This is a genomic window from Synechococcus sp. 60AY4M2, assembly GCF_002760375.1.
Taxonomy (GTDB): domain Bacteria; phylum Cyanobacteriota; class Cyanobacteriia; order Thermostichales; family Thermostichaceae; genus Thermostichus.
In genome coordinates, this window is record NZ_AUMZ01000001.1 from 1,977,089 (window position 1) to 1,999,841 (window position 22,753).

The following is a 22,753-nucleotide window of genomic DNA, read 5'->3' on the forward strand; positions in this document are numbered from 1 at the left end:
ATTCGGGAAAGCCACGCCGAGCTGAGCGAGCAAAACGCCGCTCGCAGCCGGGAAATTGAGCAGCTGCGCCAGGCCATTCGGGAAAGCTATGAGCAAAACGTGGCTCAAGCGCAAGGCTTGAGAGACTTACAGGAAGTTGTCCGTGAGACCCGCTCGGACTTAGCACACTTGGCCGAATGGGCCGAGGAAGTAACTCAAGCTCTCATCACTCTCACTGCATTGCAACAAGAGCACGAACGCGCTATCCAGGCCATCAACCAGCGTCAGATCGAGAATGACCAGAGGTTTAACGTTCTCCTCGAAGAAGTGCGCTATCTTATTCGCAGACAGGGGCTAGATGGAAGCTCTTCTCCCCCTTCTGGTTGAGGAGGGGGATCCCTTCTAAGCAAAGCTCAGAGCTACAAGGACAGCTCTAGTCTTCATCCACTTCCCACTCCAACAGATGGGCATAAGGAGCCACCAGCTCGGGAGAGTAAAAGGCAATGGCCCGCAGGGTGTGCCAATCCTCCAGGCAGTCGAACACGTTGGGGTACTCGTTGCGCTCCAGACGCTCCGCAATGGCCGCCACATCGGCTGCAGTGAACTGGCGGGGATCCATGCCCTTGGGGAGGGCTTCTACTTTGGATCGGGCAGACATAGGCAGCCTGAACACGCTACAAGCCGATCTTAGCCTCTCGGCCCGACGCCCCCTGGCCGAAACCACGAATTTGTAGAGGTTCTACACAATGCAGGCTGGGTATCTGCCTTGCCTAGCGGAGGAGCTCGGCGTCCAAAACAGGCTCTGTCTGGGTAACGCGGTAATAGCCAGCCTGGGTGCGGACCGAGGCTTGGTAGGGGCTGGGCAAATCCAGCGAGCGCAAGGGCGGGATGTTGGTGCGCTGGTTCAGCAAAGTGGTGAAGAAGGCGGTGGTTCGCCGGGCCTGGGAGCGCACTACCTCTTCAGGGAAAACCACCGGATCCGCATCTCTGCCCCTATCCAGCAGGATCGCATCCAGGGCATCCCCCACCGGGTAAGAAGGATAGGCAATTTGGGCAAAAACAGCCCCCGCCGGGATCCCGGCGGCTAGACAGCCCAGAACAATCGCCAGGGTTAGACGCATGTGCTGTAGTTCCTCCTACGCTACTGTAGTTCGTTCCTCAACACCGGAAAAAGCAGAAGCTGGGCGTTGCCCACCAACCTTGACCCCCGGGGAGCCTACCTCTTGACCGGCAGCTAAGGCGGATTCTACCCGAAAGACTTCGGTTGACAACGGTTGCAGCCCCCAACATGACACGGGATCCCCCTGCCGACTAGGATCGGGATGCACTGTTTGAGAACCGTTGCCTGTGAGTGTTCGCGTTCGCCTTGCCCCTAGCCCAACTGGCAACTTGCACATCGGCACCGCCCGGACGGCGGTGTTTAACTGGCTCTACGCTCGCCGCCACGGTGGCCAGTTCATTTTGCGCATCGAAGACACCGACCGCGAGCGCTCTTCCCCCCGCTACACCCGCAACATCTTAGCAGGGCTAGCCTGGCTGGGACTGGATTGGGATGAGGGGCCCATCTACCAGTCCAACCGCATCGCGCGCTACCAAGCGGTGGTGCAGCAGCTTTTGGACCAGGGGCTGGCTTACCGCTGCTATGTCAGCGAGGTGGAGCTAGAAGCAATGCGCGCTGCGCAGAAGGCCGCCGGCAAGGCTCCCCGCTACGATAACCGCCACCGCTTTCTCACTGAGGAGCAGCGACGGGCCTATGAAGCCGAGGGTCGGCAGCCGGTGATCCGTTTCAAGATCGAGGAGCCCCTGGAGGTGTCGTGGGTGGATCTTATCCGCGGCCCCATTACCTGGAACACCCAGGATTTGGGGGGAGACATGGTGATCGCGCGGGCGGATGGCTACCCTCTCTACAACCTGGCAGTGGTGGTGGACGACATCGACATGGGCATCACCCATGTCATCCGTGGCGAAGACCATATCGGCAACACGCCTAAGCAGATCTTGCTCTACCGCGCTCTGGGTCATGAACCGCCGCAGTTTGCCCATTCTCCCCTGATCCTGAATCCAGAAGGGAAGAAGCTCTCCAAGCGGGATGGGGCGACCTCGGTGGCGGAGTTTCAGCAGATGGGCTTCTTGCCGGAAGCTCTCAAGAATTACTTGGCTTTGCTCAGTTGGTCGCCTCCCGATGGGGAAGAGATCTTCTCGTTGGAAAAGGCGGCTACGATGTTTGACTTCGACCGGGTCAACCGGGCTGCCGCTCGTTTTGATTGGGACAAGCTCAACTGGATCAACAGCCAGTACATCAAGCAGCTCTCCCCGGCAGAATTGGTGGAGCGGCTGACACCCTTTTGGCAGGCGGCGGGGTTTGACCTGGGATCCGTGCCGGATCCCACTTGGCTGGAAGAGGTGGCCTGCCTAATCGCCGAGGGCATCGACCGCCTGACGGAGGCTCCTCCCCTGAGCCGCTTTTTGTTTCAAGAGCCCCTCAGCTACTCGTTGCCGGCTCTGGAACAGTTGCGCCTGCCGGGGGTGGCGGAAGCGATGGCCGCCATGGCCACCACGTTGGCTGCTGCTGAGTTGCCCCAGCCAGTTTCCGCGGACAGCCTAAAACCGCTGGTGGAAGAGGTGGCCAAAAGCCAGGGGATGAAAAAGGGCCTGCTGCTGAAAAGCTTGCGGGCCGCCCTGACAGGGGATCTGCAGGGGCCGGATTTGATGGCCTCTTTTGCGCTGTTGCAGCGGCGGGGCTGGGCTTTGGGGCGGCTGGAGGCGGTGCAGAAGGTGGTTGCCTGAGTTCAGGCTGTTGGAGTTGACTTTTCTATTGCTTGCTGCTATGCCTTTGCAGGCTTTTGTCGATCCGGATTCCACTTTCTTGATCCAGCTTCAGGCTGCCAACCAAATCGTTCAGGAACTGGTGCTGCTCTCTTCGCAAGAGGCTTCAGAAGCGGCGGAGCCGGAGGTGTGGGAGCAAGGCCTGCTCAAGTTGGCTCAAACCCTAGTGCACCAGATGGTGAGCCGCCTGGGCGTGGCCTCCGCTCGCCTCTGGTTTTTCGACCCGCAAGAGGGTTGCTTTCGGTCGGTGGCCCATGCTGGCCTGCTCAGCCCTGCCCACGCCCAAATTGAGCGAATCTACCCCGATGACAGCCCTATGGGGCGTGTGGTCCAGCAAGGGTTGCCCCTCTTGAGCAACAACCCGGATCAAGAGGTCTGGATGCCTGCCCCGGAGTGGGTGAGGGCCAATGGCCTGCGGGGCTTTGTCGCCTACCCAATTAACCGCGGGGAGGAGCGGCTGGGCGCTTTGGCTCTGCTGAGCCGGACACCCTTGGAGGCCAGCTTTGTAGAAGTAGTGAAGTTTCTTTGTTCCTATACGGCCAGCGCCATTATCAATGCCAAGCTGCTGGAGCGCAGCCGCCGACAGGCGGTGCGGGAGGCGTTGCTCAACCGCATCACCAGCACTGTCCACCGCTTTCTGCAGTGGGATCAAATCGTCAGCACTGCCCTGAAGGAGCTGCAGCACGCCTTTCTCTCGAAAGGGGTGAAGGGGCTGAGCCGCTGTTGTTTTTACAGTATCAACCCGGATCAGGAGACGGTTCAGGTCACCCACGAGGCCCTAAGCCCTGGGCTGGCCCCGTCCCTGGGGCAGGTGTACCGGATCCAAGACTTTGGCTCGCTGTGCGAGCGGTTGCAGGAGGGGCAGGTGGTGCAAATAGCCCTGCATATGCAGCCGGCTCAGGAACATCTGTTGCCGCCGCAGGGACTGGCCGCTTTCCAGGCGCTACAGGCTCGCTCGGCGGTGCTGATCCCGTTGCAAGCGGTGGGCTCAGCAGGAGCCGGGCTGGGGGAAGCCGGCGGCAGGGATCCGCAGACGGGCCGATCCGACTTGGCTGCTGCGCCAGGGGGGATGATCGGGCTGCTGGGGGTATACCTAACTACACCCCACCCCTGGCAGCCGGAGGAGATTGACCTGTTGCGCTCGGTGGCCTACCAACTGGCGATTGCCCTAACTCGTTCCAGCCTGTTTGAGCGGGCCCATCGGCAGGCGGAACGGCTGGCGCTGTTGCACTCGATCACAGCGGCAATTCGCTCCAGCCTGGAGCCCACCACTCTCTTCCACGCGATTACCCAGCAGATTGGTGCGGCTTTTCAGGCGGATGTGTGTATCTTGGCCCTTTGGCAGCCGGAACAGGAGATGCTGCATCCTGTGGGCATCTATGCGCCGGAGCTCACCCCTGCCGTGCGCGTGAGCGGGACGGAGCCCTTGCTGGATGCCCCGCTGACGGGATCCCTCCAGAAGCCCTGGCCGGAGCCGGGGATCCCGCCGGAATTGTCGGAAACGGTTCAGGCCAAGTTGCGCTTGGCAGCCAGCCTGCTGACCACCTTGAAGGAGCCGGTGGTGGTGCCGGATGACTTGAAGCCGCAGCGGCAGGGAAGCGGGCTGTTGTGGGTGCCTTTGTTTGCCTCTGACCAGCCGCAGCGACAACAGGAAGTGTTGGGGGGTATTGCCCTGCTGCGCTACCCTCACGGCGGATCCCCCTGGCAGCCGGAGGATCTGGAGTTGGCGGAAGCCGTGGCCGAGCAGGCGGGGATCGCCCTCCAACAGGCGCAACTTTACGAGCAAACCCGCATCTCGGCCCAGCGGGAAAGCTTGTTGCGCCAGGTCGCCCAGCGCCTCAGCGGCACCTATGATCCCCACCAAGTGGTAGAGATTGCCCTCGAGGGCATGGCGGAAGTTTTGCAGGTCGATCGCTGTACTTTTGTGGCGCCGCGGAGCGGCTATGGGCCGAGCGCCCAACAGCCTGCAGCGGCTCCAGAACCCCTCGCCATTCTTCAGGAATACCGCCGTCAGCCGGGGATCCCTTCCCAGGTGGGGCAGACGTTGACCCCTGAGCTGAGCCAGCTCATTTGGGTAAGTTGCTACACCCATCTGGACACGCTGCTGATCCCCGATGTCCAAACCTTTCCGCTGCCCCTTCCCACCCGCCAGACGCTGTTGCAGAAGGGCATCCGCTCCCTACTGTGTGTACCTCTGGTTACCGATGCCAACCAGATTGCGGGTGTGCTCTGCGCCTCCATTCCGCCCCTGGCGACGGCAGGCCGGAAGCCTCCAACTGCCGATACTGCCCCCGAAGCCGCCGGATTTGCCCCTGCAGATAGGGACTTGGTGGAAGCGCTGGCGGACATTGCGGCAGTGGCGCTGCAGCGGGCCTCCTTCTACGAGCAGGTTCGCCGTCAAGAGGCGACGGCAGCAGCCTTGCAAGGGCTGACCGAGGGGCGAGAGGCGGAAAGTCGTCGCCTGGCCGCCGATCTGCACGATCAGACCCTAGCGGATCTGGGAGCTCTGTCTCGTCAGATTCAGGAGCTCGCCGGCGATCCGACCCTCAGCCCTGCCGGCCAGGCTCAGCTACGCGTCATGAGCGTCCAACTGCAGGAGACCATGGCCGAGTTGCGGGGGATCGTCGAGGATCTGCAGCCGCTGGCCATGCGGGCTTTTAACCTGGGCCCGGCTCTGCGCAGCCTTCTGGAACGGGCGGCCCAGCGTTCTCCTCACCCGCTTCTCACCCGCTTCGACAACCGCGCCGATGGCCTGCTCTCCCGTCTCAGCCCTGCCTGCCAAAGCAACATCTTTCGGATCGTGCAGGAGGCGCTGAACAACATCGTCAAACACGCAGGGGCACGGCGCATCGACATCACCATTCAGCCCAAGGTTCAAGCCGGTAGCGGCGCAGAGGAGCCTTCTGTCAATCCCGAAGCCCCTTACACCCACCTGGAGCTGAAGATCATCGACGATGGCCGTGGCATGCCGGAGTTCAACGGTGGGATCGATCCCGATCAGAAACCTGGCCACGGCCATGGATTGCTCAACATGCGCTACCGAGCCGAGCTAATCGGGGCAACCATCACCTGGCGCAACCGCCGCTTGGGTAGCGGCACAGTGGTGGAGCTGCAGATCCCTTTGCCCCCCCCTTCCTAAGCTTGCCCGGAGAACCCCCGCAGAACCTCCTCGGGATGGCAGTTTGCCTCAGGGATCCAGTCTCGTCGCCTTTGCCCCCGTCGTTCGGCAGGGAGCAACCCGCCCCTCAAGGCCGGGGAACCGCAGCGGCATGCCGGTTGGAGTCCAGAAATGCAAGGGCGCCACGCGCAAGATGGATGGCCTCATGCCTCGGTTCGCCGACCGACCACAGCGTAAAAGGGATCCCCGCCGGCCAAAAGGGCAAGCCAACCCAGGGGAGCAGGCCGCTGGATCACCTCGACGATCTCGAATCCCGGCACCGACTCAAAATAGCGCTTGACCAGCTCCACCCGCTCTGCTTCCGAGCCATCCCGCCAGGCCTGGATGGCCTTCTGGAAAAACATGCGATTGGAGAAGCTGACAATGAAAAGGCCCTGGGGCTTGAGGATGCGATGCACCTCGGCAAACACCTGCTCCGGCTGCTGCAGGTATTGCACCGAAACCGCGTTCAGCGCTGCATCAAAAGTGCAGTCCGGGAAGGGCAGAAGCGGGTTTTGGTTGAGGTTCTGGACGAAGAAATGGTCAAGCCGGGGGTTGGCGGCCAGTTCCTGAGCATTCATCCCATGCCCTTCCACATGGGCAAAGTTCATCTCCGGCGGCAGGTGGGAAACCCAACTGCTCATTAGATCGAGAATGCGGCTCTGAGGCCGCAAATACTCGCGGTAGAGATCGGTGAGCTGGCCGATGAAGCCGGCATCCACATGGGTTACGAAGCGGGGATAGTCGTAAAAGAGGGCATCGTCGCTGGGATCCAACTTGGAGCGCTGCCAATCTTCAAGAACCGCCATGGCCAAAATCTGTTGCAAAGCTTAATCAAAGCTAACATTCTGGAACTCCCTCGAGGGGAGCAGGCGTGATAGCGTAGCAGGGCGACGGTGGCCATTTTCCGAGGGACTTCTTGCCGTGATGTCTGCCTCTTACGCTTCCGCTACAGCTCGCTCCTCTTCTGCCGCTGGCTTTGACCTGCGCGACTATGTAACCGAACTGCAGCTCCACATGGCCCTGCAGGCCCGCAGCCTCACCCCTCCTCTACATCTCTCGCCAGCAAAGGACAGCCCTCTGGCCCTGGTGCAGCAAGCGCAGGCAGAGCTAGAGAAGTCCGTCTCCCGCCAGTGGCTTTGAGGGGCACAGCCTGGGCAAAATGCTCAGGCCAAACTCTTGCGCAGCACCCCCTGCACCAGCAGCACTGACACCACCACAAACCCTGTCAAGAGCCCCAGGGATCCCGCCAGGGTGAGTTCGCCCCAGGGGGCCTGCAGCACCACATCGGCAAAGCTCCAGGTGCTGCTGCGATAGACGTGGCGAATCGGCTCGATGGCAAAGGTGAGCGGGTTGAGGCTGGCCACCCAGCGAAGCCAGGTGGGCATAAAGCTGAGGGGAGCCAAAGCGGTGCTGGAAAAGATCAGCGGCAGATTCACCAAAAAGATAAAGGCCAGCAACTGCTGGTGCCCCGGCATGGCAAAGGCCAGGCCCAAGCTCAGGGCGGTGAAACCCAAGACCAACAGGCCCACGATCAACGCCACCACCGCCAAGCCCGGCCCGTCCGGGATCCCGCCGCCGAGGACGTAGTCTGCCCCCACGATCACCGCCGTCTGCAGCAGCGCCAAGCTGACGATGAACAGGCTAGAGGCCAGCACAATGGAAAAGCGAGAGGTGAGGGGAGCCACCAGCAATCGGTTTAAAAATCCGAACTCCCGGTCGAAAATCACCGGCACACCGGCGTTCAAGGCCCCGCCAAAGGCCGTAAACACGATCACGCCTGCCCCCAAAAACTGGGTGTAGTTTTGTCCGGCCCCGAAAATGCCGGCAGGGGCATTCTGGAACAAGGCCCCGAACAAAATCAGCCAGAGCAGCGGCTGGATGATGCCGACCAGCAGGGTGGCGGGGCGACGCTGCAATTGGATAAACAAGCGGCGGGCGAGGGCAAAGGTCTCCTGCCAAAAGTCGGCTGTAAATAGAGGAATCGGGTTGGATTGGATGGGGGAAGCGGCAGAGGTCATACCAAGGCTCCTGCAATGTTGCGATCAATAATCATCAATGCAATCTTCAATCGATCAATCAATATCAATGGAACTTTGTACATATCAGCTTGTAATCAGTATGGCTCAATTGGGGAGTTAGGGATCGACGTGGGGAACCGTTGCATTGCTCTTGAAAATGAAGTTACTTTTTCTTTTTGCCCAGGTTGGCTTCGGCGGCAGCCAGCTCCGCATCCAGGAGGGTTTGCCCGGTTGCCGCCAAATACACGTCATCCAAGCTGGGGCGAGATTGGCTGCTGCTAAACACCTCCAGCCCATGGGCCTCGAGGTGGGCGCGGATCTGGCTGAGGGGATCCTCCCCGTTGCGCTGCACCACCAGGTTGAGGGCGTTGCCCTGGGCGCTGTTGATCACCACTTTTTGGACAAAGGGCAGGGATCCCAGCAGTTCGGCCCCCCGTTGGGCCAGTTCTGGCGGCGCAAACTCCTGCAGCTTGACGGTGATGCGCTCGCCGCCGACGCGGGCTTTTAGCTCTTCTGGGGTGCCTTCGGCAATCACCTTGCCGCGGTCGATGATGGCCACCCGGTCGGCCAATAGGTCGATCTCCTCCAGGTAATGGCTGCTGAGCACCACTGTAACGCCGGTGTTCTTGAGCTGGCGCAGGAAGTCCCAGATGGCCTGCCGGCTGGGAACGTCTAGGCCCACCGTGGGCTCGTCCAAAACCAACACCTGGGGCTGGTGCAGCAGTCCTGCCGCCAGATCGAGGCGTTTGCGCAAGCCGCCGGAGTAGGTGCCGATGCGTTGGTCGGCCCGGTCGGCCAGCCCCAGTAATTCGAGGACGGTGGCAATCCGCTCTTGGGCCAAGGGCCGCGGCAGGTGGTAGAGATCGGCCTGCAACTGCAACAATTCTCGCCCCGTCAGCACCTTATCCAAAGCCACCTCCTGGGCAACAAAGCCCAGCTTTTCGCGTACTGCCTTGGGATTTTCGTTGACGGGGATCCCGCACACCTCGATCCGGCCTGCGTCGGGGCGCAGCAGGGTGCACAGGCAGTGCAGGGTGGTGGTTTTGCCGGCGCCGTTGGGGCCGAGAATGCCGTAGATCTGGCCGGGCTCTACTTGGAAGGAGACATCGGCCACGGCCACTGTGGAGCCGTAGCGCTTCTGGAGTTGTTCTACCAAGACTGCAGGGGTATCTGACATGGGCATCCACCTTTCGCTTCCTCTAAGCTATCAAGCCGGCTCAGGAGAAAGGAGTAGCGATTCCCTCAATTCCTCCCTCCCTATCGCCGACTCATGGCTCCCAACCCCATAGGGATGGTGGGATCCAAACCGAAGCTCAGGATATAGTGGTTCAGGCGACGCTGGGGGGCTGCAGGTGGATTTTCGCCGATTTCCCGCTCAGCCCGGTCGCCAATCTCTGTTGTGGGGAGAAGATGAATGGTGAAGCCAAAGCTTGCCTGCCGGCCTGCGCATCCCACCTGTGCGGGCCCGACTTCCCCTGTTCAATCTCTTATCCCAAATCTCGTCAAACCTAGACTGGGATCTTTGGCAGCTGGGGCGATCTTGGCGCTCGGCCTGGTCGGCTGTGGCGAGGCGACAACGCCGCTTAGCCCGCTGGAAAATGCCTTTCTGCGGGCCGACGACTTTGAAATTACAGGGGGATCCCCGACAGCGGGCGCGGTGGGGCCCTACTTGCAGTTCAACGTGCGGCGGCAGCGGGACAACCAGATCTTGAATCGCCCCTTCAACGTCTATGTGGAGAATGCGGGGCTGGCGGAAGGGCGACCTCCTCTAGTCGATACCCAAAACCGTCCCATCCTGCTCCAGCGCTCAGTGGCCTTTTTGGGCAATGGCCTGGATCTAAACAGGGATGGCCAGCCGGATCCACCTCCCCAGGATCCCCCCAGCCTTGACAGCGGCCCCTTGCTGCCCTACGCGCCCCCCAACAACTGGCAAAGCCGGGCCGTCCTCGCCTACGTCCCTGGCCAGGCCAACATCCCTGGACGTGGCCCCAGTGACCGCTTCGGCTTCTACTTTTCTTCCATCCTGCCCTACAGGGGGCAGCTTCGCTTTCGCATCCGCGACGAGCTGGGCAACGCCTCTGCCCGCACCTTTGAGATCACCTATCCCCCAGCGCCCAGCCGGGCCACCGTCACCGTCACCTTGGCCAACGTCAGCGCCAGCGCCCAAGAGCCGGTGCTCATCGCCATCTGCAACCAGTTGGGGGCTGCTGCCGTGGTGGGCCTGCGGAGCGGCACCTTTACCGAGCTGGTGGATCTTTTGCCGGCCCCCAGCTTGCCGGTGGATCCCAATTTGAGCGAGCCCATCCGCTACGTGGCCGAGGCCTATCAGTTCAACCGCCAGCAAGCTGTCATCCGCGTCTCCCAGAATCCTGCGGATCCCAGCCGCATGAGCGTCCCCCTCTTGGGATCCGAGGGCGCAACCGGCAGGGCAGATTTAACCCTGGTGAGCTCCACCGATGACCGGCTCACCTGCTTCAACGACCGGCTCTCCGATCTGCGAAATACATTTTCCGACTTCTTCAGATAACAGTTAATGGCAGTTCTCCACATGGCCGGTTGGCGGCAAGCGAAGCCAGCGCCAGCTGAGGCATACCCTCTGGTTGTCCCAGATCGTCCAAAGTCTGCCGAAGAAGCTGGCAGAAAAACTGGAAAAATCTGTTCGTAGCGAGCCTTTTTTGGCTTTCTTCGCTTATCCGATTGTCCTATCGGCAAAATCCAGCTTGACTTGGGGCTGACCCCTTTTCCTGCCGGATTGGATTGCGATATGCTAGTTTCCCAACTCTAAAGCGTGATTCATTCCAAGCCGTTTTTCCCCATGAATCCCCATCGCTCCCAGGTCTCGGTTCCCATCCTGCAGGAAAGCTGGCACTTTCAAGAGCGGGATGCCTGTGGCGTTGGGTTTTTGGTGGATCGCCAGGGGAGAGCCAGCCACGAGCTGCTGCAAAAAACCCTCCAAGCTCTCGCCTGCATGGAGCACCGCGGCGGCTGCGGCGGCGACAACCAAAGCGGCGATGGGGCCGGCATTGCCACAGCCATTCCCTGGCAACTGCTGCAGGCAGAGAGGGACGAGATCCGGGCTTGGGATCCCGGCCGCAGCGCGGTGGGCATGGTGTTTTTGCCTCAGGCTCCCGCCGAGTGCCAGGCGGTACGCCAGCTCATCGACGACTACTTGGCCACCAGCGAGTGGGGGCGGCCCCTCTGGCGCCAGGTGCCGGTCAATCCGGAGTGCCTGGGGCCGATGGCGCGGCAAACCCTGCCTTCTATCTGGCAGATGCTTCTCACCCATCCCAGGCTGGCGGGAGATGAGCTGGAGCGGCAGCTCTATCTGCTGCGGCGGCGTCTGCGGCGGCAGGTGGAAAGCCGGTTTGGCTTTTATTCCATCTATTTTGCTTCTCTCTCCTGCCGGCTGATTGTCTACAAAGGCATGGTGCAATCGGCGGTGCTGGGCCAGTTTTACCGCGATCTGCACAACCCCCTCTACACCACCGCCTACGCCACCTATCACCGCCGCTTCAGCACCAACACCTTGCCCCGCTGGTCGCTGGCCCAGCCCTTCCGCTACCTCTGCCACAACGGCGAGATCAACACGTATCTCGGCAACGTCAACTGGATGGCTGCCCGCGAGCCCACCCTGGCCCATCCCCTCTGGGGCGAGGCCATCGAGGAGCTCAAACCCGTCATCGATCCCGGCAGCAGCGACTCAGCGGGCCTGGACGCGGTCTTTGAGCTCTTGATCGCGTCGGGCTACTCCAGCCAGCAGGCGATGATGGCGCTGATCCCGGAGGCCTACCGCCACCAGCCGGAGCTGCAAGATCGCCCGGAAGTGGTGGACTTCTACGAGTTCTTCGCCGGCCTGCAGGAAGCGTGGGACGGGCCGGCTATGGTGGTCTTCTGCGACGGCAAAACCATTGGCGCCACCCTGGATCGCAACGGCTTGCGCCCGGCCCGCTATGCCCTCAGCCGCGATGGGTTGCTGGTGGTGGCTTCAGAGGCCGGGGTGGTTCCGCTGCCGGAAGCCGAGATCCTAGAAAAGGGGCGGCTGGGGCCAGGGCAGATGCTGACGGTGGATCTGCAAAGTGGCCAGCTTTACAAAAACTGGGAGATCAAAACCCAGGTGGCAGCTCAGCACCCCTATGGGGAGTGGTTAAGGGCTCACCGCGTTCAGCTGGCTAGCCAAGACTTTGAGAACGCCCCGCAGCTTACCGAAGAGCAGCTGCTCCAACTGCAAACTGCCTGCGGCTACTCCTCGGAAGATGTGGAGATGATCATCGAGGAAATGGCCGCCACAGGCAAAGAGCCGGTTTTCAGCATGGGGGACGACGCGCCGCTGGCAGTGCTCTCCACCCAGCCCCACCCCCTTTACGACTACTTCAAGCAGCGCTTTGCCCAGGTAACCAACCCGGCTATTGATCCCCTGCGGGAGAGCCTGGTGATGTCTTTGGAGGTGTACCTGGGATCCAAAGGCAACCTGCTGGAGATTCGCCCAGAGCATGCCCGTCTGCTGCACTTGCGCAGCCCGGTGCTCAACGAGGCGGAGCTGGCCGCCCTGCAGCAGACGCCTTTTCCCTGCCGCACGCTGCCGATCCTCTACCCGGTGGCCGCTGGGCCAGCAGGGCTGGCCGCCCAGGTGCAAGCCCTCTGTCAAGAGGCGGCGCAAGCGGTGCGGGAGGGAGCAGAGATCTTAATCCTCTCGGATCGCGGCCTGAGCGCCGAGCAGGCCTTGATCCCGCCTCTGCTGGCCGTGGGGGCCATCCACCATCACCTCATCCAGGAGGGGCTGCGCCTGCGCGCTTCCCTGGTGGTGGAGACAGCCCAGTGCTGGAGTACCCACCACTTTGCCTGTCTAATTGGCTACGGGGCCAGCGCCGTCTGTCCCTACCTGGCCTATGAGGCGGTGCGCCAGTGGTGGCACAAGCCCAAGACGCAAACCCAAATGGCCGCCGGCAAGCTGCCCCAGCTCTCTCTGGCCGAAGCTCAACTGAAGTACCGGGCAGCTATCGAGGCGGGCTTGCTCAAGATCCTCTCCAAGATGGGCATTTCTCTCCTCTCCAGCTACCACGGGGCCCAGATCTTCGAGGCCATCGGCCTCAGCCAAGAGGTGATCGATCTGGCCTTCCGCGGCACGGTGTCGCGGGTGGGGGGGATGACGCTGGCGGATCTGGCCCGCGAGGGCATGGCCAATCACCAGCGAGCCTTCCCCCAGCTCACCTCGAAAAAGCTGGAGAACTTTGGCTTCATCCAAGCGCGGCCCAAGGGGGAATACCACATCAACAGCCCGGAGATGGCCAAGCTGCTCCACAAGGCCATTGCCTCAGGCCAGCCCGACCACTACGAGATCTACCGGACCTATCTGCGGGGCCGCACCCCCACAGCCTTGCGGGATCTGCTGGACTTTCGCAGCGACCGGGATCCCATTCCCCTGGAGGAGGTGGAGCCGGCCACCGAGATCTTCAAGCGCTTTGCCACGGGGGGAATGTCGCTGGGGGCCCTCAGCCGCGAGGCCCACGAGACCCTGGCCATTGCCATGAACCGCATCGGCGGCAAGTCCAACTCCGGCGAAGGCGGGGAAGATCCGGAGCGCTACATCCCCATCACCGATGTAACACCCGAGGGGACCTCGGCGCGCTTTCCTCACCTTAAGGGCCTGCGCATGGGGGACAACGCCAGCTCGGCGGTGAAGCAGGTGGCTTCGGGCCGCTTTGGCGTGACGCCGGAGTACCTGCTCAACGCGCGGCAAATCGAGATCAAAATTGCCCAGGGGGCCAAGCCGGGCGAAGGCGGACAACTGCCCGGCAAAAAGGTCAGCCCCTACATCGCCAAGCTGCGCCGCTCCAAGCCGGGGGTGACCCTGATCTCGCCGCCGCCCCACCACGACATCTACTCGATTGAGGATCTGGCGCAGTTGATCTTCGATTTGCACCAGGTTAACCCGCAGGCGCAGGTGTCGGTGAAGCTGGTGGCGGAGGTGGGCATCGGCACCGTGGCGGCGGGAGTGGCCAAGGCCAATGCCGACATCATCCAGATCTCCGGCCACGAGGGGGGCACAGGGGCCTCTCCCCTGAGCTCCATCAAACATGCGGGGGCACCCTGGGAGCTGGGCCTGGTGGAGGTGCATCATGCTCTCTTGGAAAACGGCCTGCGGCAGCGGGTAATTCTGCGGGTGGACGGCGGCATTCGCACCGGCTGGGAAGTGGTGATGGCGGCCATGCTGGGGGCAGAGGAGTTCGGCTTCGGGACAGTAGCCATGATTGCCGAGGGGTGCATCATGGCGCGGGTGTGCCACACCAACAACTGCCCGGTGGGGGTGACCAGCCAAAAGGAAGAGCTGCGCAAGCGCTTCCCTGGCACTCCGGACCAGGTGGTGACCTTCTTCGCCTTTGTGGCCGAGGAAGTGCGCCAGATCCTGGCCCGGCTGGGCTACCGCTCCCTGGAGGAGGTAATTGGGCGGGTGGATCTGCTCTGCCCCCGCGCCGATGTGGCTTTGGCGAAAACCCAGTCCTTGAATTTGGAGTGTCTGCTGCGAACTCCGCCGGGCTTTGATCCCCACAAGCGCCCAGAGTGGCTGGAGCACGAGCCGGTGCACTCCAATGGCCCGGTGCTGGATGACGCCATCTTGGCCCGGCCCGAGGTGCAAAAGGCCATCGAGACCTGCGGCGCGGCCATGCTGGAGCTGCCCATCGCCAACACCGACCGCTGCGTGGGCGGGCGCATTGCCGGCACCCTGGCTCGGCTGTATGGGGATACCGGCTTTGTCCGACAAGGGGGGCTGTTGGATCTGCGCTTTGTGGGCACAGCCGGCCAGAGCTTTGGGGCCTTTACCCTGGCGGGCATGCGCCTGACCCTGACGGGAGAAGCCAACGACTACGTGGGCAAGAGCATGTGCGGCGGTGAAATTGTCATTCTGGCTCCCCCAGAAGCCCCGCGGGATCCGGCGGAAAATGTAATCCTGGGCAACACCTGTCTGTACGGGGCCACGGGCGGATCCCTGTTTGCCAACGGCCAGGCGGGGGAGCGCTTTGCCGTGCGCAACTCCGGCGCCCAGGCGGTGATCGAGGGATCCGGCGACCACTGCTGCGAGTACATGACCGGCGGTGTGGTGGTGGTGCTGGGGCGGGTGGGCCGCAACCTGGGGGCGGGCATGACCGGCGGCCTGGCCTACGTGCTCGATGAAGAGGGCAACTTCCCCGCCAAGGTCAACGGCGAGATCGTGCGCATCCAGCGGATACAGACGGCGGCGGCGGAAGCGCAACTGAAGGGCCTGATCCAAGAGCACTACCGCCGCACCCATTCCCCCAAAGCCGAGCGCATCCTGCAGAACTGGGAGCGCTACCTGCCTCTGTTTTGGCAGGTGATCCCTCCTTCGGAGGAGGGGAGTGAGCTGACGGATCCGGCGCGATCCCAGCCGGCGGCGGTGCAGTCGTAGGGGGTTGTGGGGCCTGTCGGTAACACTTCTTATCCCCCCCCCGGCCACAAGGGCTGGTAAACTGCGAGAGTATACTGGCCTTTTCATCCTGTAACCCCTATGAGTTCCACTTTGCGAGCTGCCCAAACCCAGGCGCGAGTGCCCACCGAGACCATCCTGACGCCGCGCTTCTACACTACCGACTTCGAGGCCATCGGCAAGATGGGGTTAGGCGATCGAGAGGCCGACTTCCGGGCCATCTTGGAGGAGTTTCGCGCCGACTACAACCGCCACCACTTCGTCCGCGGCGAGGAGTTCAACCAAGATTGGGAAAGCCGGCTCGATCCGGAGGCGCGGCGGCTGTTTGTGGAGTTTTTGGAGCGCTCCTGCACGGCGGAGTTCTCCGGCTTCCTCCTCTACAAGGAGCTATCCCGCAGGCTGAAGGAGACCAACCCGGTCTTGGCTGAGTGCTTTGCCCTGATGAGCCGCGATGAAGCTCGCCATGCCGGCTTCCTCAACCGCGCCATGGGCGATTTCAACATGGCCTTTGACTTGGGCTTTTTGACCAAGCACAAGTCCTACACTTACTTTGCGCCCCGCTTTATCTTCTACGCCACCTATCTCTCCGAAAAGATCGGCTACTGGCGCTACATTCTCATCTACCGCCACCTGGAGGCTCACCCCGAAAACCGCGTTTACCCAATCTTCAACTTCTTCAAGAACTGGTGCCAGGACGAGAACCGCCACGGCGATTTCTTTGCCCTCATGCTCCTGAGCCAGCCGCGGCTGCTCGAGGGGTGGGTGGCGGAGCTGTGGTGTCGCTTCTTCCTGCTGTCGGTGTTTGCCACCATGTACCTCAACGACGTGGGCGAGCGCCCAGGTTTCTACCGCCTCCTGGGCCTGGATCCGCACACCTACGACATGGAGGTGATCTACAAGACCAACCGCGAGGCGGCCAAGGTCTTCCCGGTGGTGCTGGATGTGGAGAACCCCGAGTTTGTGCGCCGGCTGCAGAAGTGCGTGGCCAACAACGCCAAGTTGAGGGAGATTGCCCGCGGAGCTGGGCCCTTCAAGAGCCTGCGCAAGCTGCCTCTTTACCTCAACAACGCCTACCAGTTCCTGCGGCTGTTCCTGCTCAAACCGCGCAAAGCTGGCTTTTACTTGTGGGAGCAGCCGGAGCCTCGGTTTGAAGGAACGGCTGTTTCCGCTTGAGCCGTTTTGACTCCAGCTCCCTATTGGTAAGCCTCGTGGGTTAGCCATGAACATCGCCGCCGAGATTACGCCCCTCTTTTTGTTGGGAACGCTGGCGTTTTTGGGTTGGGGCTTCTGGCGAGCCCGCCGGCGGGGATCCCTGGCCGTCTGGGTGTGGTTACAGGGATCCCTGCTCCTTTTGCCGTGGGTGGTCTTTCTGGGGCTGCTGTTGCTGGGGATCTACCTCAACTTCGCCGGCTTCCTGCTGCTGTTGCTGGTGTTCACGGGGCTCTACATTGCCGTGGGGCGCAAAACCCGTCAGTTGGCCCAGCAGGAGCTGCAGGCGCGGCGGCAGCAGTTGGCCCAGATGGAGGAGCGGCAGGAAATCCCCTCGGAAGGGGCTGGGGAGACGCCTGCCGAGCAGCCTTTGGTCTTGCGGGGCATCTCTGCGGAAGATTTGCAGGCCATTCAGTCCATCTTCAGCCTGGACACCTTTTTTGTGACTGAGACCATCCCCTATGGGGAGGGGGCGATCTTCAAGGGCAACCTACGGCGGGAGGCGGAGGGGGTGGTGCCGCTGCTGCAGGAAAGGCTAAGGGAGCGGCTGGGCAGCCGCTACCAACTGTTTTTGGTGGAAGATGCCTCAGAAAAGCCGGCGGTGGTGGTCTTGCCAGATGAGATTGTTAACTACCGCACCTCGAGGGGAGCCCAGATTCTGGCAGCAGGCCTAATGCTGGCTAGCTTTCTGGCCACTTTGGAGGTGGGGGCCAACCTGTTCGGCTTCCGGCTGTTGGAGGCGCCGGGGCGTTGGGTGGAGGCCCTGCCGGTGGCGGCCGGGATCTTCGCCATCTTGCTGGTGCACGAGACCGGACACCGCTGGATGGCGGGCAAGTACGGGGTGCGCCTCAGCCCTGCCTTTGTTATCCCCAGCTTGGGCATTGGCACGCTGGGATCCCTAAACCGCATCCAGTCGCCGGTGCCCAACCGCAAGGCCCTGTTCGACATCGCCTTTGCCGGCCCGGCGGCGGGCGGCCTCCTTTCCTTGGTGGTGCTGCTGGTCGGCCTAAGGCTGTCTGGCTCCGGGGGGCTGTACGTGCCCACGGAGATCTTTCGCAGCTCCATCCTGGTGGGCACGCTGGCGCGGCTGGTGCTGGGATCCCAGTTGCAGGCGGAGCTGGTGCCCATTCACCCCTTCGTGGCGGTGGGCTGGATTGGCCTGGCCATCACCGCCTTGAGCTTGCTGCCGGCGGGGCAGTTGGACGGGGGTCGCATTGTGCAGGCGGTGTACGGGCGGAAGACGGCGGCCCGCGCCACGGTGATTACCCTGATTGCCCTGGCGGTGGCGGCCATCAGCAACGTCTTGGCCCTCTACTGGGCGCTGCTGATTCTCTTTATTGCCCGCGAGCCGGAGCGTCCCCCGCAGGATGAGATTACCGAGACCGACGGCCAACGGGATGCCTTGGCGTTGCTGGCCCTCTTTTTGATGGTGATGACCCTGCTGCCGATTGCCCCGGCCTTGGCAGGCTTTTTGAATTTTCCCAACGGCTAAAGATGTCGCCGCCGGGAAAGGGCTTTGGCCCCAGCCGAGAGAACCAGGAACAGCACCTGCAGCGCCTGCTGGTTCAGGCTGTCCACCATCACCAGGCGGGGCAACTGCCGGAGGCCATCTCCCTCTACCAACAGGTGTTGCAAGCCCAGCCCGCCCACCCGGAGGCGCTGCACCTCTTGGGGATCTGCCGGCAGCAGCAGGGATCCCTGGAAGAAGCCATTGCCCTGATGCAGCAGGCCTTGGCCCAGCAGCCGTGGTTTCCCGACGCCCACTACAATCTGGCAATTGTCCTCAAGCAGGTAGGCTGCCTGGAGGAGGCAAAAGCTCACCTCCAACAGGCTCTGGAGCAGGGGGGGCCGGATCCGGAAGTTCTGTACCAGTTGGGGCTGGTGCTGCGGCAACAGGGGGAGTTGGAGGCGGCCCTGGTACCCCTGAAGCAGGCTCTGGAGTTGCAGCCGGACTTTGCCGATGCCGCCTACACGCTGGCCATCCTGCTGCGCGATTGTGGCCGGGAGGCGGAAGCAGCGGAGCTGTTCTACCGCCTCTGGCAGGCCGATCCCGCCGATTTGGCCGCGGCCCTGGGCTGGTGCCTCAGCCAGTTGCCTTTGCTCTACGACACCCCTGAGCAAATTGCAAGCGCCCGCCAGCGCTACCGCCAAGCGCTGGAACAGGTCAAGGCCCGCTGGGCCCAACTGCCGCGGGATCCCGCTGCTTTAGAGCGCGCTGCCGCCGGCGTCGGCTCCGTCCAACCCTTCTTTCTGCCCTACCAGGGCCAGAACGACCGCGAGCTGCAGCACCTGTACGGATCCCTGGTGGGGGAGGTGATGGCGGCCCGCTACCCCCAGCCCCCTGTTGTCCTGCGGCGAGGTCCTGGCCGGCTGCGGGTGGGCATCGTCTCCGGCCTGTTCCGGGATCATTCGGTGTGGAAGATCTTGACCGGCGGCTGGGTAGAAGCTCTGGATCGCTCCCAAGTGGCCCTCTACGGCTTCCACACCTCGGCCGTCCAAGACGAGATCACGCGCTCCCTGCCCCCTCGTTTTGAGCAGTTTGTGGCCGGATCCCGCAGCCTGGCGGAGTGGCAGGCAACCCTTCGGGAGGCGCAACTGGACGTGCTCCTCTACCCGGAGGTGGGCATCGACCCGGTCTGTGCCCAGTTGGCCGCCCTGCGTTTGGCCCCTGTGCAGGCCATGGCCTGGGGACATCCGCAAACCTCTGGCCTGCCAACAATGGATGTTTTCCTCAGCAGCGAGCTGATGGAGCCGCCGGACGGGGCCGGCCACTACACCGAGCAGCTCCTGCCCCTGCCCGGCATCGGCACCTACTACATCCCTCTGGACATTGACCCCGCCCCTGTGGACTGGCTAGCCTGGGGGGTGGATACCGACAGGGTGCTCTACCTCTGCGCCCAATCTCTGTTCAAGTACTTGCCGCAGTACGACGAGGTGTTCCCCCGCATTGCTCGGGAAGTGGGGCGGTGTCAATTCCTGTTTTTGCGAGGCCGCCTCTCCCAAGGGATCCGCCAGCGCTTTTGGCAACGGCTGCAGCGGGCCTTTCAAGCCTACGGCCTGGCCGCTGAAGACCATGTGCTGCTGTTGCCGGAGCTCTCGCCTGCCCAATATGCCGCCTACAACGCCCTGGGGGATGTTTACCTGGATAGCATCGGCTGGTCCGGCGGCAACACCACCCTGGAAGCCCTGCCCCATGGCCTGCCCATCGTCACGCTGCCGGGATCCCTGATGCGGGGCCGCCACACCTACGCCATCCTGCGGCAGATGGGGATCTACGAGACCATCGCCTCTAGCCTAGAGGAGTACATCCAGATTGCCGTGCGGCTGGGCCTGGATGACCGCTGGCGTGAGGAAATAGGGCAGCGGGTAAAAGCCCGCCAAGAGCGCCTCTACCGGGATCCCGCTCCCATCCGCGCCCTAGAAGCGTGGCTGCAAAGTCTGAAGACCTGAAGGTTAGTTTGGGTGGCCTAGTCCGGCCCGATAGCTCTGGCGCTAACTTGGCTGGGGAAGCCCTTCTCCAGCGGGATCCCGACCTTCCAAGCGGCAGAACAATTGCCGCATCAGCAGCTCCCGTTGGCCCAAAGAGAGATGGGGGGCAAGGGCGCTGGGAAAGTGGGGCATGGCCAGGGTGACGCGATCCAGCAAGTCAGCGCGGCGGTGCTTTTGCTGGATGGCCCAGGCCCGCTGCACCAGCTCAGCAGCCGTCTCCTGTTCTAGCCCTGCCTGTTGGGCCAGCCAAGCTGTCAACTGCTCCAAATCGGGGTCGAAGCGCAGCCGGTACATATAGACCAGCATGCCGATCCCCAGCACCAGGCCTACGGCGCTGGCCACGTAGGCGGCCTTGATGGAAGTTCCCGGCAGATAGGCCACCGCCGAGACGCGCAAAATTTCGTAAGGGATGCGGATCAAGCTATAGCCGACCACATAGGTCCAGACCCAGGTGCCATCTTTGAGCTTGGGGAAGCGCCAGAACATCCCCATCAAGAGAGCAAACAGAAGCAGGTTGAGCAGGCTTTCGTAGAAAAAGATGGGGTGGAAAAACTCAAACTGGCTGTAGTCAGGCTCGCGGGCTTGAGGGGGGATATATACCCGCAAGGGCCAACTGCTGTCTGGGGGAATGGGGGCTCCATAGGCCTCAGAGTTGAAAAAATTGCCCCAGCGCCCAATGGCCTGGCCCAAGATTAGCCCCGGCATGATCACATCGGCGTACTTCCAGCCGTTGATCCCGGTGGCGCGGCAGTAAAGGTAGAGGGCAAGTGCACCAGCCAAGATCCCACCGTGGATGATGATGCCTCCCCGCCAGATGGCAAAGGCCAGGAGGGGGTTGTCTTGGAACTCTGACCAGTGGGTGAGGACGTAGTAGAGGCGGGCGCCCAGAAATCCCGATACCACTAGCCACAGGGCCAGGATCTCGACCCGTTCGCTGGCCTCGCCTGGCTCCTTCTCCAGGTGGCGGGCCTCCGCCAAGGCTTTGGTCAAGAGCAGCCCCAGCAACACGGCAATGGCCATCAGCAGGCCGTACCAGCGCAGCCCCAGCCCACCTACGAGAGGGGTTTCGGGGGGAAAGCGGAAGACAAATTCTCCCGGTGAGCTGAAGGTAAGGCCCAGCAGCCCTGCACTCCCTAGATTCATCGACAACACCCTCTGCACCCCAAAATCCCCCCATTCATTTCCAGCAGTCGGCTTCCATCAACCTCACCTGCTAGCAGGACGAAATCCTCTCCGGGTTCTTTTCTCCAGTTTTGAGCAGCCGTTCCCGCGCCTCGATAGGGATCCATTCTCCCCAATCTTGCCGCAGCAGCGATCCCCCCAGGCTGCCCAGGCCATTCTTCTGGGGGATGTCGGCCTCCTATTCGCGCAACACGTAGCCTACCCCGCGCACCGTCTGGATCAGGCGCTTCTCCCCTGGGCCTTCGATCTTAAGACGCAAGTAGCGAATATAGACCTCGATGATGTTGGAATCGCCTGTAAAGTCATAGCCCCACACATGCTCCAAAATTTGTTGGCGTGTGAGCACCTGGCGGGGGTGTTCCATCAGGTAGCGCAACAAGTCGTATTCCTTGGCCGTCAGCTCCACCTGTCGCTCTCCCCGGCTTGCCTGGCGTGTCACCGGATCCAGCGTCAGATCCATAAACACCAACCGGCTGTCGCCAGATCCCTTGGGGGGCTGCAGATAGATCCGTATCCGCGCCAGCAACTCCTGAAGGCTAAAGGGTTTGACCACATAGTCATCTGCCCCAGCATCCAGACCTGCCACCCGATCTGCCACCTCGTCGCTGGCAGTCATCAGCACCACGGGCACGCGGTTGCCCGTCAAGCGCAACTGCCGACAAACTTCCAACCCCGAGATCCCGGGCAACATCCAGTCCAGCAGCACCAAATCGGGGTTCTGGTCGCGGGCTGCCGCCAAGGCCACCGTGCCATCGCCGACCACACTCACCCGATATCCCCTATAGGCCAGCTCGGTTTCCAGGAAACGGGCCAGTTTGGCCTCATCTTCGATCACCAGAATGTGGGCTGAGGAGGATTCCGGTTCTGGCATATTCTCTCCTCAAAAGAAAAGGCAGGAAACTTGCTCACTGCTCACCAGCATACCCTAGCCGTGGGAACTGGCGGTACTAATCAATCCATCCTGCTTCCGAAGTTGGTTTGCTAGGTGTTGCTACTGTGCCCTTTAATTCTTTAACAGGCCGTACCTGAGTTCCTATAAGGGTTTTGGCCTGTCTAAATGACTAAAGATACTCCCCTACTTAGACCTGGAAAGCGTCCAGAGAGATTGCTGCCTTGCCTCGAAAAGTAGGTATATTTGACACTCCCACCGCCTAAAGGCGGGGGATTCTTACGCAGTCCACAAAAGAACCCGTAACGGCGTTGTCAAAGCGCCTCTAGACAGTTCCTGAAGGCAAAGCCCCAAGGTTCTGCTGACTTTCTTAAGCAGGTTGGCGGCAGCATTCGCCTCAGCCCAGAGGGTCTCCACCCGTCGGGTTTTTCACCATAATTAGGTAGCTCATCCCCATCTAGGAAGCTTGCCTGCGAGCTGTACGCCTCCTCTACCTCAATAAACTCCATGCCATAATGCTGACATAATTGCGCAATACGCTCCTTGAACCGACCTGTTGG

General features: G+C 62.0%; 15 protein-coding genes and 1 pseudogene. 9 read left to right on the forward strand and 7 right to left on the reverse strand.

The window, feature by feature from the left end:
- A pseudogene (locus SYN60AY4M2_RS08645) lies at positions 1–366 on the forward strand (hypothetical protein); the annotation flags it as partial.
- 46 nt (positions 367–412) lie between these two features.
- Here the strand turns inward: SYN60AY4M2_RS08645 and SYN60AY4M2_RS08650 are convergent.
- Both SYN60AY4M2_RS08650 and SYN60AY4M2_RS08655 read right to left on the reverse strand, forming a co-directional pair.
- Positions 413–637 carry a DUF2555 domain-containing protein gene (locus tag SYN60AY4M2_RS08650; RefSeq protein WP_083759181.1) on the reverse strand — a complete coding sequence of 75 codons (225 nt, stop codon included), beginning with the start codon at positions 635–637 and terminating at the stop codon, positions 413–415.
- Positions 638–749: 112 nt separating this feature from the next.
- Positions 750–1,100: a hypothetical protein gene (locus SYN60AY4M2_RS08655; RefSeq protein ID WP_011431494.1), complete on the reverse strand. Its 351-nt coding sequence runs from the start codon at positions 1,098–1,100 to the stop codon at positions 750–752.
- Between the two features lie 226 nt (positions 1,101–1,326).
- On the opposite strand from SYN60AY4M2_RS08655, the gene gltX reads away from it, so the two are divergent.
- Positions 1,327–2,766 (forward strand): glutamate--tRNA ligase, encoded by a 1,440-nt coding sequence (gene gltX / locus SYN60AY4M2_RS08660; protein WP_099813302.1) that lies wholly within the window; start codon positions 1,327–1,329, stop codon positions 2,764–2,766.
- Positions 2,767–2,806: 40 nt separating this feature from the next.
- Entirely contained in the window at positions 2,807–5,944 is a 3,138-nt protein-coding gene (locus tag SYN60AY4M2_RS08665) for a GAF domain-containing protein (protein ID WP_143596985.1), read from the forward strand.
- 182 nt (positions 5,945–6,126) lie between these two features.
- On the opposite strand, the gene SYN60AY4M2_RS08670 is transcribed toward SYN60AY4M2_RS08665, so the two are convergent.
- Positions 6,127–6,771, reverse strand: coding sequence for a methyltransferase domain-containing protein (locus SYN60AY4M2_RS08670; RefSeq protein WP_099813303.1), 645 nt, complete (start codon positions 6,769–6,771; stop codon positions 6,127–6,129).
- Positions 6,772–6,889: 118 nt separating this feature from the next.
- Between SYN60AY4M2_RS08670 and SYN60AY4M2_RS08675 the strand changes: the two genes are divergently transcribed.
- A complete protein-coding gene (locus tag SYN60AY4M2_RS08675) occupies positions 6,890–7,105 on the forward strand; it encodes a hypothetical protein (RefSeq protein WP_011431490.1) in 216 nt (71 codons plus the stop codon).
- A 23-nt stretch (positions 7,106–7,128) separates the two neighbouring features.
- On the opposite strand, the gene SYN60AY4M2_RS08680 is transcribed toward SYN60AY4M2_RS08675, so the two are convergent.
- Together SYN60AY4M2_RS08680 and SYN60AY4M2_RS08685 are read right to left on the reverse strand one after the other, a co-directional pair.
- Positions 7,129–7,983: an ABC transporter permease gene (locus tag SYN60AY4M2_RS08680; RefSeq protein ID WP_011431489.1), complete on the reverse strand. Its 855-nt coding sequence runs from the start codon at positions 7,981–7,983 to the stop codon at positions 7,129–7,131.
- A 163-nt stretch (positions 7,984–8,146) separates the two neighbouring features.
- Entirely contained in the window at positions 8,147–9,160 is a 1,014-nt protein-coding gene (locus SYN60AY4M2_RS08685) for an ATP-binding cassette domain-containing protein (RefSeq protein WP_099812721.1), read from the reverse strand.
- A 345-nt stretch (positions 9,161–9,505) separates the two neighbouring features.
- Here SYN60AY4M2_RS08685 and SYN60AY4M2_RS08695 point away from each other — a divergent pair, with 345 nt between their 5' ends.
- From SYN60AY4M2_RS08695 to SYN60AY4M2_RS08715, 5 genes are all read left to right on the forward strand, one after another.
- A complete protein-coding gene (locus tag SYN60AY4M2_RS08695; RefSeq protein WP_240527795.1) occupies positions 9,506–10,510 on the forward strand; it encodes a hypothetical protein in 1,005 nt (334 codons plus the stop codon).
- Between the two features lie 288 nt (positions 10,511–10,798).
- Positions 10,799–15,406: a glutamate synthase large subunit gene (gltB, locus tag SYN60AY4M2_RS08700; protein WP_011431483.1), complete on the forward strand. Its 4,608-nt coding sequence runs from the start codon at positions 10,799–10,801 to the stop codon at positions 15,404–15,406.
- Between the two features lie 99 nt (positions 15,407–15,505).
- Positions 15,506–16,597: a magnesium-protoporphyrin IX monomethyl ester (oxidative) cyclase gene (gene acsF, locus SYN60AY4M2_RS08705; protein WP_011431482.1), complete on the forward strand. Its 1,092-nt coding sequence runs from the start codon at positions 15,506–15,508 to the stop codon at positions 16,595–16,597.
- Positions 16,598–16,643: 46 nt separating this feature from the next.
- Positions 16,644–18,125, forward strand: coding sequence for a site-2 protease family protein (locus tag SYN60AY4M2_RS08710; RefSeq protein ID WP_099812722.1), 1,482 nt, complete (start codon positions 16,644–16,646; stop codon positions 18,123–18,125).
- Positions 18,126–18,127: 2 nt separating this feature from the next.
- The gene (locus tag SYN60AY4M2_RS08715) at positions 18,128–20,083 is read left to right on the forward strand and encodes a tetratricopeptide repeat protein (RefSeq protein ID WP_099812723.1); all 1,956 of its coding nucleotides are present in this window, start codon (positions 18,128–18,130) and stop codon (positions 20,081–20,083) included.
- A 42-nt stretch (positions 20,084–20,125) separates the two neighbouring features.
- Here the strand turns inward: SYN60AY4M2_RS08715 and lgt are convergent, their stop codons facing one another.
- On the reverse strand, positions 20,126–21,265 hold the full coding sequence (gene lgt / locus SYN60AY4M2_RS08720; RefSeq protein WP_099812724.1) for a prolipoprotein diacylglyceryl transferase: 1,140 nt from the start codon (positions 21,263–21,265) through the stop codon (positions 20,126–20,128).
- 217 nt (positions 21,266–21,482) lie between these two features.
- Positions 21,483–22,175: a response regulator transcription factor gene (locus SYN60AY4M2_RS08725; RefSeq protein ID WP_011431479.1), complete on the reverse strand. Its 693-nt coding sequence runs from the start codon at positions 22,173–22,175 to the stop codon at positions 21,483–21,485.
- Between the last annotated feature and the right edge of the window lie 578 nt (positions 22,176–22,753).